At 66.6% G+C, this 13,492-nt stretch carries 9 protein-coding genes and 1 other RNA gene; 8 read left to right on the top strand and 2 right to left on the bottom strand.

The window, feature by feature from the left end:
* Positions 1-46: 46 nt before the first annotated feature.
* Positions 47-379 carry a thioredoxin TrxA gene (gene trxA / locus ACTJKQ_RS20655; protein WP_008906761.1) on the bottom strand — a complete coding sequence of 111 codons (333 nt, stop codon included), beginning with the start codon at positions 377-379 and terminating at the stop codon, positions 47-49.
* A 110-nt stretch (positions 380-489) separates the two neighbouring features.
* Between trxA and ACTJKQ_RS20650 the strand changes: the two genes are divergently transcribed.
* The 3 genes from ACTJKQ_RS20650 (at position 490) to ACTJKQ_RS20640 (ending at position 8,036) form a co-directional block, all read left to right on the top strand.
* Entirely contained in the window at positions 490-3,108 is a 2,619-nt protein-coding gene (locus ACTJKQ_RS20650) for a PD-(D/E)XK nuclease family protein (protein WP_440597938.1), read from the top strand.
* A complete protein-coding gene (locus ACTJKQ_RS20645; protein WP_440597937.1) occupies positions 3,105-6,614 on the top strand; it encodes a UvrD-helicase domain-containing protein in 3,510 nt (1,169 codons plus the stop codon). Before ACTJKQ_RS20650 ends, ACTJKQ_RS20645 begins: the two co-directional genes overlap by 4 nt.
* A gap of 105 nt (positions 6,615-6,719) precedes the next feature.
* Positions 6,720-8,036 (top strand): TIGR03862 family flavoprotein, encoded by a 1,317-nt coding sequence (locus tag ACTJKQ_RS20640; protein WP_440597954.1) that lies wholly within the window; start codon positions 6,720-6,722, stop codon positions 8,034-8,036.
* Positions 8,037-8,118: 82 nt separating this feature from the next.
* On the opposite strand, the gene ffs is transcribed toward ACTJKQ_RS20640, so the two are convergent.
* An RNA gene (gene ffs, locus ACTJKQ_RS20635) (signal recognition particle sRNA small type) lies at positions 8,119-8,215 on the bottom strand.
* 102 nt (positions 8,216-8,317) lie between these two features.
* On the opposite strand from ffs, the gene dnaX reads away from it, so the two are divergent.
* From dnaX to ACTJKQ_RS20610, 5 genes are all read left to right on the top strand, one after another.
* Positions 8,318-10,354, top strand: a complete 2,037-nt coding sequence (gene dnaX / locus ACTJKQ_RS20630; RefSeq protein WP_440597936.1) for a DNA polymerase III subunit gamma/tau — start codon at positions 8,318-8,320, stop codon at positions 10,352-10,354.
* 51 nt (positions 10,355-10,405) lie between these two features.
* Positions 10,406-10,738: a YbaB/EbfC family nucleoid-associated protein gene (locus ACTJKQ_RS20625; RefSeq protein ID WP_440597935.1), complete on the top strand. Its 333-nt coding sequence runs from the start codon at positions 10,406-10,408 to the stop codon at positions 10,736-10,738.
* 243 nt (positions 10,739-10,981) lie between these two features.
* Complete coding sequence (recR, locus tag ACTJKQ_RS20620; RefSeq protein ID WP_121943243.1) at positions 10,982-11,572, top strand: recombination mediator RecR; 591 nt, start codon at positions 10,982-10,984, stop codon at positions 11,570-11,572.
* 114 nt (positions 11,573-11,686) lie between these two features.
* Complete coding sequence (locus ACTJKQ_RS20615) at positions 11,687-12,112, top strand: MAPEG family protein (RefSeq protein WP_056743563.1); 426 nt, start codon at positions 11,687-11,689, stop codon at positions 12,110-12,112.
* Between the two features lie 154 nt (positions 12,113-12,266).
* Positions 12,267-13,322, top strand: a complete 1,056-nt coding sequence (locus ACTJKQ_RS20610; protein WP_440597934.1) for an ABC transporter substrate-binding protein — start codon at positions 12,267-12,269, stop codon at positions 13,320-13,322.
* Positions 13,323-13,492 lie beyond the last annotated feature (170 nt).

Genomic DNA, 13,492 nt, shown 5'->3' with positions numbered 1-13,492 from the left:
AAAAAGCCCCATCGGCATTCGTACCGAGGGGGCTCGGGGCAGTGGGTCAGGCCAGTTGTTGGTCGATGAAGGCGGTCAACTGGGCCTTGCTCATCGCGCCGACCTTGGTGGCTGCCAGCTGGCCATCCTTGAACAGCATCAGGGTGGGGATGCCGCGGATGCCGAACTTGGCGGGGATTTCGCGGTTCTCGTCCACGTTCATCTTGGCGATCTGCAGCTTGCCTTGGTAGGTGCCTGCGACTTCGTCCAGGATGGGCGCAATCATCTTGCAGGGGCCGCACCACTCAGCCCAGTAGTCCACCAGCACGGCGGAGCCCGGTTGGAGCACGTCGGCTTCAAAGCTGGCGTCGGAGACATGTTTGATGAGTTCGCTGGCCATGGCGGAATTCCTTGATTTTGGGCGGGTTGCGACCGGTGTACGTTTAAAGTCTGGGCATTGTGACAGAAACCAATCCCACGTTCACCGGTGTGGCCGGGTCTTGCGACGCTATGACAGTCATAGCGAAAAGCGATCAAACCAGTGGATTTGCGGCCGCAAGCACCGCCCTGTGGCAACGCACACTGGCCCGGGTGGCCGCGCATGCCCAAGCCCATGGTGCCCATTTGGCGCGCACGGTGGTGCTGGTGCCCTACGCCCAGCTCATGCCCTGGGCGCAGCGCCATTGGGTTCAGCAGTTTCCGCAGAGCTTTGCACCACGTTTTGAAACCACCCGCAACTGGGCCCGCCAGCTGCAAGCGTTTGAGCCCACGGGCGACGACCTGGCGGGCGACGTTGCGCGCGACACGCTCACGGCCCGCACTTTGCTTGACCGCGTGGGGCAGGGCGGGCAGCGCGAAGTGCTGGCCACGCCACTGCAGGAGGCCGCTGCCCAATTGGCCCCGGTGATTGCTGCCGTGCCCCCAGCCCTACGCGCTGCCTGGGGTGACGAGGCTAGGAAGCTGCTGGCCACGCCGGAAGAAGGTACCGCCCTGCATTACGAGGCCCTGGTGGCTCGCCTTGCGCTGGAATGGGCACTGGCATCGCGCTACGCGACCGATGTGCTGTTTGAGCCCAGCGTTCGCGGGGCGGTGGATGCGCTGGTGGTGTTGGAGGGATTTCAGTCTGACATGCTGACCCGGGCCCTGCAGGCGCATTGGGGCGAGCAAGGTGTGTGCATTGCGCTCCCCGCGTTGGTCGGTGATGCGGGTTCACCACCGCAGTGGGCCCTGCACGCCGCAACGGATGCCGAAGACGAGGCGCACCGTGCTGCGGCCTGTGTGCTGCGTCATGTCGAGCAGGGGCGGGTGCCCGTGGCCCTCGCGGCCACTGACCGCGCACTGATCCGCCGTGTCCTGGCCCACCTGGACAGCAGTGGCGTGTTGGTGCGCGACGAAAGCGGCTGGATTCTGTCCACCACGCGCGCCGCTTCACGGGTCATGGCCGTGCTGCAGGCCGCTGCGTGGAATGCCTCTTCCAACGAGGTGCTGGACTGGGTCAAACACACCCCAGCGCTGATGCCTGGCGAGGTCAATCGCCTGGAGCAATGGCTGCGCAAAGGTGTGGTGCAGCACTGGAGCGCCGCCGCCCAGTGGGGTTTGAAGGGCGACGTGGGTGCGCAGCCCCACCTGGCCCGCACCGTGGCCACCGTAGAAGCATGGCGCAACACCCTGCGCGCTGCACGGCCGCTGGCGCAGTGGCTACCCGCTTTGCGCACGGTGCTGGAGCAGGCCGGCCAATGGCAGGGTCTGCAGGCCGACCCTGCTGGCATGCGGGTGTTGGCAGCCCTGCGCCTTCAGGACGGTCAGCAGTCAGAGCTGGACGGCTGGGGCGACAGTGCGGGCCGCCGCATGACACTGGCCGAATTCACCCGTTGGGCCAAAGACGTGCTGGAGGCCGGGCGCTATGTGGCCGCGCAGGCGGCTGGTGCCCCCGTGGTGGTGGTGCCCATGCCGCAACTGCTGGGCCGCCCCTTCGCCGCCGCCGTGTTGCCGGGTTGCGACGAAAAGCGACTGCAACCTGCTCCCGAACCCGCTGGCGACTGGACACAGGCCCAGCGCGAGGCATGGGGCCTGCCTACGCGCCAGTCGCTGGAGGCTGCCCAGCGCGCCGCCTGGGCCCATGCCCTGCGCACGCCGGTGGTGGATGTGCTGTGGCGCACCGGTGACGAAGGGGGCGAGCCCCTGCTGGCCAGCGCGCTGGTGCTCGCCCTGCAGCTGGATGGTGCCGCCCTGCCTGGAGCCGATGAGCGCGGTGCGCGCGATGTGGTCGCCACTCCCACGCTACGCCCCTTGCCCGTTGGCCAGGCGCTGCCGGTGACCCACCTGTCATCCACGGCGTATTCCGATTTGCGCCACTGTCCTTACCGCTTCTTTGCCCAGCGCCAACTGGGCCTGCGCGAGGCCGACGAGCTGGATGCCGAAGTGGACAAGCGGGACTTTGGCACCTGGCTGCACGCGGTACTGCAGCACTTTCACGAGGCCTTGCTGGCGGAGCCGACCGATGGTCTGGATGAGCGACGTGTGCGCATGGACGCCGCCGCCGAGGCCGTCACCCGCGAGCAGCGTTTGCAGGACGGCGACTTTCTGCCCTTTGCCGCAGGCTGGACGCAACTGCGCGACGGCTACCTGCAATGGCTGGCAGGGCATGAGCAACAGGGCGCCACCTTCCGCCAGGCCGAGGTCAAGGCCCGCCAGCCGCTGGGCGATCTGGAACTCATCGGCACCATCGACCGCATCGATGGGGTCTCGTCCACCGGCGAGCCTGCGGTACTGGTGATTGACTACAAGACCGAAAGCGACAGCGTGACCCGCCAGCGCGTCAAGTCCGGGGCGGAGGACACCCAACTTGCTTTTTACGCGGCCTTGTTGAGCCACGACACCCTGCGTGCGGCTTATGTCAACGTAGGCGAGCGCGGCGAGACGCAGCTGCACGAACAAGACGAGGTGGTGCACCTGCGCGATGTGCTGATCGAAGGCATCCAGCACGACATGGCCCGCATCGCCGCCGGCGCGCCGCTGCCCGCGCTGGGCGAGGGATCGGTGTGCGAGTTCTGCGCCGTGCGCGGCCTGTGCCGCAAAGACTACTGGGCGGACGCTGAACAGGCGTTGCCCGCGCAAGAGACGCCATGACCGAGAGCCATTCCCCACCCGCCCAGGCCGCTTACGAACACAACGGCCGCCCCGTATCGCGCGAGGCCTTCTACGCCATCGCCTGTGACCCCGCACGCAGCGTGGCGGTGGAGGCCTGCGCCGGTGCGGGCAAGACCTGGATGCTGGTTTCGCGCATGCTGCGGGCGCTGCTCGACGGCTGCGCGCCGCACGAGATCCTGGCCATCACCTTCACCAAAAAGGCTGCGGGCGAGATGCGCCAGCGCCTGCAAGAATGGTTGGAGCAGTTCAGCCACAAGCCGCTCGAAGAACTCACTGCCGAGCTGATTGCAAGGGGAATCAGCCCCCAGGGCGCACTGGAAAAGCGCGAGGCGCTACAAAACCTATATCGCCAGCTGCTCACTGCGGGCCTCCCGGTGCAGATCCGCACCTTCCACAGCTGGTTTGCCGCGCTGCTGGGCACGGCGCCGCTGGCGCTGTTGCAGCAGCAGGGCCTGCCCGCGCACTTTGAGCTGCTCGAAGACGATGCCGAGGCGGTGCGCGAGGTGTGGCCCCCGTTCTTGCAGACTGTGGCTGAGAGCGCCAGCCTGCGCGCCGACTACGAAGCCGTGGTGGCCCGCCACGGCCGCTCGCAAACGCACAAGGCGCTGGCGGCGGCGCTGGCCAAGCGGGTGGAGTTCGATCTGGCCGACGAGGCGGGCGTGGTCGATGCCTCGGTGCCGCCGTTCCAGCAGGCCTACCCCGAACTGGCCGCATTGGCCGAGCCCGCCGATGCTTTGCAGACCGACGCTGCTCTTCAGCGCTGGCGCAGCCGTGCCAGCGCGCTGGGCGCAGAGGCCAACAAGACCCCTCAGAAAGCGGCTGACGCCATCATCGACGCGCTGGGCTGCACCGACCTGAACCAGCGCCTGGACCAATTGCGCCGTGCGATGTTCGTGGCCAAGGAAGACCGCCTGTCCAAGAACCTCGAGAAGTTCCCCGCCGCGCAAGAAGCCGAGCCCGAGCTGCAGCGCCTGCTCACCGCCCGCCGCCAGCACGAGGCCTGGCAGCACCAGCAGCGCATGGCCCGGCTGGCGCGTTGCCTCATCGCGCAGTTTGTGGCCGTCAAGCAGCAGCACGGCTGGGTGGACATGAACGATGTGGAGCGCACCGCCCTGGTCATGCTGGCGGACCCGGTGCTGTCGGGTTGGGTGCAGGAGCGGCTCGATGCCCGCATTCGCCATCTGCTGGTCGATGAGTTCCAGGACACCAACCCGCTGCAGTGGCAGGCGCTCCATGCATGGCTGTCGGGCTATGCGGGCTCGGGCGGCGGGTCGGGCGCGCCCAGCGTGTTCATCGTGGGCGACCCCAAGCAGAGCATCTACCGCTTTCGCCGCGCCGAGCCGCAGGTGTTCATCGCCGCGCAGGCCTTTGTGCGCGATGGGCTGGGCGGCGACCTGCTGAGCTGCGACCACACACGCCGTAACGCGCAGGGTGTGATCGGCGCCGTCAACGCCGTGATGGGCGAGGCCCAGGCGCAGCGCGAAACGAGTGGTTTTCGCGACCACACCACAGAATCCAAGCATCCCGGCCAGTTGCTGCGCCTGCCCGCCATCACCGATGCGGACGACGACAGCCAAGGCGCAGCCCGCGACGCCCTGGCCTGGCGCGACAGCCTGACCGAACCCCGGCACGAGGCTGAAGAAACCCAGCGCATGCGCGAATGCACCCAGGCCGCCGCCTGGGTGGCCGCGCAGATCGCCAGCGGCACGCCGCCCAAAGAGGTGCTGGTGCTGGCCCGCAAGCGCGACCGCCTGGCCAGCATGCAAGACGCCCTGCGCGCCCTCCACCTGCCCTGTGTGCAGCCCGAAAAGGCCGACCTGTTTGACGCGCCTGAGGTGCAGGACATGGTGGCGCTGCTCGACGTGCTGGTGTCGCCCACACACGACCTGTCTTTGGCCCGCGCGCTCAAGTCACCCCTGTTTGGCCTGGGTGACGACGTGCTGGTCGCGCTGGCGTTGTTGCGCCGCCAGCCGGAACACGCGGGCTGTAGCTGGTTTGATTTGCTATTGAAAAGTGAGCTGATAGCGCATGAATATCAAGCGCTTGGAGCCGTTTTGGCCCAATATCAGACGTGGGTGGGCACTTTGCCGCCCCACGACGCGCTGCACACCATTTACGAACACGGTGACGTGCTGGCCCGCTTTGCTGCCGCAGCACCTGTCACCCAGCGCCAGTCCGTGCAGGCCAATCTGCGCGCACTGCTGGCGGCATCGCTGCAGCACGACGGGGGGCGCTACCTCACGCCCTATGCCTTTGTGCGGGCCATGAAAAAGGGCGGTGTGCGCGCCCCAGGCCGGGCGGATGCGCAGGCCATCCGCTTGCTGACGGTGCATGGTGCCAAAGGGCTGGAGGCCGATTGCGTGCTGCTGCTCGATACCGACACCCGTCCACAAAAGGCCGAGACCATGGGCGTGTTGGTGGACTGGCCTGGCGAGCAGGCCGTGCCGTCTGCCTTCGTCTTTTTGGCCAGCGAATCGAACCCGCCACCCAGCGCAGTGGATGCGCTCGCCGCCGAGCAGCAGGCCCGCAGCCGCGAGGAACTGAACATGCTCTACGTGGCCATGACGCGTGCCAAGCATTGCCTGGCCCTGTCGTCTGTGCAGCCCGGTAACTCGGCCCCCGGCAGTTGGTGGAATCGGCTCGCTCCCTTGGTCACTGAAGTGGACACGCAGGCGTTGGCCCCCGCAGAACATGCCGTGGCGGCCGTAGCGCCCGCCCAGACCTTCACCATCCCCTGCCTGCCCGCGCTGCCCGAGGCGCTGCAAAGCGCGCGCGTGCAAACCGATGCGGGATTGCCGGGCGACAGCCCTGTGGCCATGCCGGGCGACGGAGAGTCCACCCCCTTGTCGCGCCAGGGCGATGCCATGCACCAGCTGCTGGAGCAAGCCGGCGTGGCTGGTGCCCCACTGGCCGACTTGCGCGCCCAGGGTTGGGCTGCCGCGCGCATTGCCCGCCTGGCTCTGGACCACGACATTGCCCCCGCTGCCGCCGAGTTGGCTGCCCGCATGGCGCAGGCCATTCTGGCGGGCGAGGGGGCCTGGGCGTGGGACGCTGCCCTGGTGCAGACCGCCATCAACGAAGCCCCGCTGCACTACCAGGGGCAGAGCCTGCGCATCGACCGCTTGGTGCAGCGCCGCGCTGCACGCGCTGGCGATGCAGAGGCCGGCTGGTGGGTGCTGGATTACAAAAGCGCCACCCAACCCCAGCGCCAGCAGGCACTGGTGGCCCAGTTGCAGCGTTACCGCGAAGCCGTACAGGCCCTGATGCCGGGCGAGGTGGTGCATGCCGCCTTTCTCACGGGCGATGGGCGGTTGGTAATGGTGGGCGATGCGCAGGGCTCAGCAGGGGCATCGGCGGCCCAGGCCCTTGTGGTGGGGCATACTCGCCCGCCCGTTGCCCCCATTGCGCCGGTTGCTCCAGCACAACCAGAGCGCGCGCCCACCGCGCCAGGCCCTGCGGATTCTCCGCAAGGCTCCCTGTTCTGACGTGCCGCCCCCGCAACGCGCTCCTTTATTCAGCAAGGCCCTCACGTGTCCCATCCCCTTCTTCCTTCCGATACATCCCCTGCACTTGCCCAGTCTGCGGAGGCTTTGCAGTGCGACGTGGCCGTCATCGGCGGTGGCCCTGCGGGGCTCATGGCCGCAGAGGTGTTGGCCCAAGCGGGGGTGGCCGTGCACGTGTTTGACGCCATGCCTTCGGTGGGCCGCAAGTTTTTGCTCGCGGGCAAGGGCGGGCTCAACCTCACGCATTCCGAGCCGCACGCGCCTTTTGTGAGTCGCTATGCCGGGCGCGAACCACAGATTGAGCCCCTGATTCAGGCTTTTGGCGGCCCCGAGATGCGCGCTTGGGCGCAAGGGCTGGGGGTGGAGACCTTTGTGGGCACTTCGGGCCGCGTGTTTCCAGCCGACATGAAGGCCGCGCCGCTGCTGCGCGCCTGGCTGCAGCGCTTGCGCGGGCAGGGAGTGCTGTTCCACATGCGCCACCGCTGGCTGGGCTGGGCCGAGGAGGGGGTGCTGCGCTTTGCCGCACCGGCAGGCGAGGTGCGGGTGGCCGCCAAGGCGGTGGTGCTGGCGCTGGGCGGCGGCAGCTGGGCGCGCCTGGGGTCTGATGGTGCCTGGGTGCCGCTGCTGGCGCAGCGCGGCGTGGTTGTGGCTCCGCTGCGCCCGTCCAACTGCGGCTTTGATGTGCTGCTTGCAGACGCACCTGCGGGCGAGACGCGCCGCGCCTTTCTGCAGGAGCTGCTGGGCCGCACGCCTGCGCCCACCGTGGGCTGGACGCCGCATTTTGCCGAGAAGTTTGTGGGCCAGCCCTTCAAGACCGTGGCGCTCAGCTTTACCGACAGCCGGGGCCACAGCTTCAGCCGCCGGGGCGAGTTCGTGGTCACGGCCACAGGCGTGGAGGGCAGCCTGGTCTATGCCGCCTCGCACCTCTTGCGCGACGAGGTGGAGGCCCATGGCCACGCCACGTTCCACCTCGACCTGCTGCCTGACCATGCGCCTGAGCGCGTGCTGGTGGAAGTGCGCCACCCGCGCGGTTCCCGGTCGCTCTCCAGCCACCTCAAGAGCCGCCTGGGCCTGGATGGCATCAAGGCGGGCATCCTGTACGAACACCTGGGCAAGGACGGCATGAACGACCCCGTGGCCCTGGCCCATGCGATCAAGGCGCTGCCCATCACCGTGGTGGCTGCGCGCCCGCTGGACGAGGCCATCAGTACGGCGGGCGGTGTGGCTTTTGAAGCGATGGACGCACACCTCATGGCGACGGCGTTACCAGGTGTGTTCTGCGCGGGAGAAATGCTGGACTGGGAGGCGCCCACCGGGGGCTATCTGCTGACCGCCAGCATGGCCAGCGGCCGTGTGGCGGGAGAGGGGGCGCTGCGCTGGCTAGGGCAGTCCGCAGGGGCTTGAGCGGCCGCTGAAGCGCACGGCTCGCCGTGGAAATACTGGAGAGAGGGAAGTTTTTGCGCGACCGCGCAAAAAGAAAGAAGAAGTTGACGAGCCTTACCCCCGGCACTGACTCCACAGTTAGGGCTGCTTGGTTCCCCACCTGACCCGGTTGGCCGCTTCACCATGCGAGGAGGCCCGTCACTGCCGATTGTACGTCGGATGAAGGCCCTGATTTTTCAGTGGCTGTTTTGTTTGCCCTGGTGGCGCCAGGGGCGCATGGCCCAGCCCGTAGAATCGACAGCATGTCCTACCTCGTGCTCGCCCGCAAGTACCGTCCCCGCAATTTCACCGAGATGGTGGGGCAGGAACATGTGGTCCAGGCCTTGTCGAATGCGCTGACCCAGCAGCGCCTGCACCACGCCTACCTGTTTACCGGTACGCGCGGCGTGGGCAAGACCACGGTGTCGCGCATCCTGGCCAAGTCGCTCAACTGCCAGGGGGCGGATGGCACTGGCGGCATCACCGCTACGCCCTGCGGCGTGTGCCAGGCCTGCACCGACATCGACAGCGGCCGCTTTGTGGACTACACCGAGCTGGACGCGGCCTCCAACCGGGGCGTGGACGAAGTGCAAAGCCTGCTGGAGCAGGCGGTCTACAAGCCGGTGCAGGGGCGCTTCAAGGTCTTCATGATCGACGAAGTGCACATGCTGACCAACACGGCGTTCAACGCCATGCTCAAGACGCTGGAAGAGCCGCCTGAGTACCTCAAGTTTGTGCTGGCCACGACCGACCCGCAGAAGGTGCCGGTCACGGTGCTGAGCCGCTGCCTGCAGTTCAACCTGCGCCCCATGGCGCCTGAAACCGTCCTCTCGCATCTCACGCAGGTGCTGGCGACCGAGAACGTGCCTGCCGAGCCCCAGGCCTTGCGTCTGCTCTCGCGCGCTGCGCGGGGCTCCATGCGCGACGCACTGTCGCTGACCGACCAGGCCATTGCCTTTGGCAGCGGCCAGCTGCAGGAAGCCGGTGTGCGCCAGATGCTGGGTGCGGTGGACCGCTCCTATGTGTTCCGGCTCATCGAAGCGCTCGCCCAGGGTGACGGGAAAACCGTGGTGGAGACCTCGGACACGCTGCGCATGAACGGGCTGTCTGCCGCCTCCACGCTCGAAGAGATGAGTGCCGTGCTGCAGCGCATGGCCGTGTTCCAGGCCGTGCCCCAGATGGCCGGTGCCGTGGACGCAGACGACCCCGAGGCTGCTGAAACAGCCCGCCTGTCTGCACTGATGCCCGCCGATGAAACGCAGTTGCTCTACAGCCTGTGCCTGCACGGGCGCGGCGAGTTGGGCCTGGCGCCCGACGAGTACGCGGCACTCACCATGGTGCTGCTGCGTCTGCTGGCCTTCAAGCCAGCCAGCGGCGTCGGCGAATCGGCTGAAAAAAAAACTCTGACGCGGGCTGAAACGCCCCCCTCAGGCGCTGTTGCATCAATTGCAGCAGCCCCTGCTGCAGTGGTGGCCACGCCGGGGCCTGTGGGGGGGGCAGCGGTGAAGCCCCCCCAGGCCCTGCCTGTGCCGTCGGCGCCTGCAGCTCCGGTGCGTGCTGCCCCGCCGGCCCCGTCTGTGGCCCCCGCGCCTGCAGTCCCGGCAGTGGCTGCAGGCACCGCACCTTCTGGCGCCGGAGACCATCCATCAGAGTCGTTCAACGATTCTGAGCCCCCCCCATGGCCAGGTTCTGACGAGCCCGGTACTGTGACCACTGCAGCTGCGCCCGCTGCCACTGTGTTGCCGGTACGCACCACCGAGAGGTTTGAGCAAAATCCCGATGTAGCGCAATCATTTAAAGCACAGAATGCTCCTGAATATGTAGCAATCCCGGTGCGTGAGTCCCCCGAGCCCGGCGAGCGGTTGCAGCCGCTTCCACTGTCTGCACCGACCCCGGTATCTGCCCGCTACACCCCCACCGAAGAGGGGGACGTCTGGCATGCCACGGTGCAGCAACTGGTGGCAGCAGAGGCCATCACGGCGCTGGTGCGTGAACTGGCCCTGCAGTCGCAGCTGGTGGCGCGCGACGGTGGTCACTGGCTGTTGCGTGTCGAGCGCGAATCGCTCAATCAGCCGACGGCGCGCGAGCGCCTGCGTGCGGCCCTTGAAGCTGCGGGCCATGCGACCCAGATCAGCGTGGAAGTAGGCGTGGTCATCGACAGCCCCGCCCGTCGCAACGCCGCCGCCGCCGCCGAGCGCCAACGCCGCGCGGAAGAAATCGTGCACAACGACCCCTTCGTGCAATCGCTGATGCGTGACTACGGCGCGAGAATCGTGCCGGGCAGTATCAAACCTGCATGACGGACAACCTCTGTTACTCATTTCACTAGAAACTGAAAAGGAAACCACACCATGTTCAACAAAGGACAACTCGCCGGCCTCATGAAGCAAGCCCAGGCGATGCAGGACAACCTCAAGAAGGCCCAGGACGAACTGGCTTTCATCGAGGTGGCGGGTGAATCGGGCGCGGGTCTGGTGAAGGTGGTCATGACCTGCAAGCACGACGTCAAGCGCATCACCATCGACCCGAGCCTGCTGGCCGAGGACAAGGACATGCTGGAAGACTTGGTGGCGGCTGCGTTCAATGCGGCGGTGCGCAAGGCGGAGGAGACATCTTCGGAGAAGATGGGCAAGCTAACGCAAGGTATGCCAGGCCTCCCCGGCGGCATGAAATTCCCTTTCTGAGGGTTGGCTACCGAGCGGGTCATCTGCGTCGTTGGGCGGTGCTCGCCATCCTCACGTACTTCAAGTACGTTCCGGTGGCTGTGCTCCGTCCGCCTAGCAGCTGATCCCGCTCGCTACGCCCTTGAGGGCGGGGTGTGAAGGCAAGGACCACATGCCTGTTGTTTTGCTGGCATCCTTTGGGGCTGAGCTTGTCGAAGCCTTGCCCCGCTCGTTCCTCACATCTTTCCTGCATCACTCGTTTCCATGTCCACCACCAACTCCCTCGACGTTCTGATCCAGGCGCTGCGCCGGTTGCCGGGAGTGGGGGTGAAGTCTGCGCAGCGCATGGCGTTCCATCTGCTGCAGCATGATCGCGAAGGGGCGCAGGCCCTGTCGCGGGCGCTCTCGGAAGCGGTGGGCACGGTGCACCACTGCGCGCGTTGCCATACGTTCACCGAGGCCGAGGTGTGCAGCACCTGCCTGGACCCTGACCGCGATGCCACGCGGCTGTGCGTGGTGGAGACGCCCGCTGACCAGTCTGCACTGGAGCGCACGGGGGCCTTCAAGGGGTTGTACTTCGTGTTGATGGGGCGGCTCAGCCCGCTCGATGGTGTCGGTCCCAAGGAGATCGGCCTACACAAGCTCATGGAGCGCGCAACGGATGGCACCGTTCAGGAGGTGATCCTGGCCACCAACTTCAATGCCGAGGGGGAGGCGACTGCGCATGTGATCAGCGAAGCGCTGAAGAGCCGTGGGTTACATGTCACGCGGCTCGCGCGCGGCGTGCCTGTCGGTAGTGAGCTGGAGTACGTGGACCTGGGAACGATCGCGCATGCGCTGGTGGATCGCCGGTGACGCCAAGGCGCCTGCCAGCCCGTCGTCCCGACAATGTCTGCGGCTAAAATACTCTCAATTTAATAGCTACCAGCGCTTGTATTTGCTGCGCTGTTGCCCTCAAAAGCCTCGAAAATGAATACCACCTTGCACGTCGCGCGGTTCACCGTGGCCTATTGGTGCGTGCTGTTCGCAGCACTGCTGCCCATCGCTTGTGCCTGGTTGGCCAAAAGTGGCAACTTTGGCAAGTCCCGCAAAGAAGGCGGTTTTGACAACCACGATCCGCGCGGTTGGCTCTCGCGGCAGACTGACTGGCGCGGACGTGCCAACGCAGCGCAGGCCAACAGCTTTGAAGCGCTGCCGTTTTTCATCGGCGCGGTCATCATTGCGCACCTGCTGGGCGCGGGGCAGACGTTGCTGGACCTGCTGGCGTTGTTGTATGTCTTCCTGCGCATCTTCTACGTGATGATGTACGTGGCCGACATGCCGATGGCCCGCAGCGCAGTCTGGGCCGGCGGTTTTCTGGTCAATATTGCCATCCTGTTCATCGGTTACCGTTGAGCGCCCCGGGTGCGCGCCACCCGTCTTGCGGTGTGCTGCGGTTGAAGGCTGTCTATCGCGGTACGTAGTAACCCGCAAGGATTCACCCTGATGCGGCTTTGCCTGTGCTGCGGCACGATTGTTGCAATGCAGCATTGTCTTTTTGCCTGATTCCATGTCTCTGCCTCCACTCACCCGCCGCGCCTTTGGCGCCGTATCTGCCTTGTCGGCGGCTGCGGTGTGGGCGCCTGCCATCCGGGTGCGTGCGCAGACAGATGGCGCGGCTCTCGGGCGGGTGACCGTGGCGGTCGGAGGGCAGGGCGTTCTGTACCACCTGCCGCTGGCGCTGGCCGATGCGCTGGGGTACTTCCGCCTCGAGGGCCTGGACGTGGTGGTGCGGGACTATTCGGCGGGAGCGCATGCTTGGCAGGCGGTACAGGACGGTGCGGCAGATGTCTGTTCCGGTGCCTTCGAGCACGTGTTGCGTGCGCAGGCGCGAGGTCATGCGTACCGCGCGCTGGTGCTGCAGGGGCGGGCCCCGCAGCTGGCGATGGGTGTGTCACTGCGGTCGGTGCCTGCGTACAAGGACCTGGGCGACCTGGCGGGGCGCAAGGTGGGTGTGTCGTCGGTGGGCTCATCCACCCATCTGGCGGCCAGCCTGATGCTGATGCGTGCGGGCGTGCCGTTGCGCGATGTGGGTTTTGTGGGGGTGGGCTCGGGCACCAATGCCATGAACGCGCTGCGTTCCGGCCAGGTGCACGCACTGTGCCATGCCGATCCCATCATGACCTTGCTGGAGCAGAAGGCGGACACCCGCATCGTGGGCGATCTGCGCTCTCTCAAGGCAGCGCAAGACATGTTCAGTGGCACCATGCCCGCCAGTTGCCTGTATGCCCCGCAGGCCTTCATCCAGAAGCAGCCTGCCCAGGCCCAGGCATTGGTCAATGGCGTTGTGCATGCGCTCAAGTGGCTGCAGACGGCAGCACCGGCAGACCTGGTGAAGGCGGTGCCTCCGGCCTACCTGATGGGCGACCGGGGGCTCTATCTGGCGGCGTTCAGCCGGGTGCGCGAGACCTACTCCACCAACGGACTGATGCCGGACGAAGGTCCGGCTACCGCGCTGCGCGTGTTGTCGCGCGTGCTGCCCGAACTGGCCGAGGCCAAAGTCGAACTGGCGCGTACGTCCAGCAACGATCTGGTGCGCAAAGCCCGCCAAAAGTACAGCGTCTGACAAGCCGCTGCGGCGGGAGACCCCAAGGGCCTGCTTACCTCCCCTGCGAGACCGTCAACAGGCGCTGAGGGCCCTGGCATCGACTACAGTGTCAGTCGCCTGCCCACCTGCCACTGCACCGCAATCACACCGTGCGATACGCATTGCGCAGGCTACGCACGCAGCATTTG

It is taken from the genome of Acidovorax sp. 22279, assembly GCF_052045435.1.
GTDB classification, from domain to species: Bacteria; Pseudomonadota; Gammaproteobacteria; order Burkholderiales; family Burkholderiaceae_C; genus Acidovorax; species Acidovorax delafieldii.
Note: the sequence above shows the minus strand (reverse complement) of the source record. Positions and strands in the feature narration are given on the sequence as shown.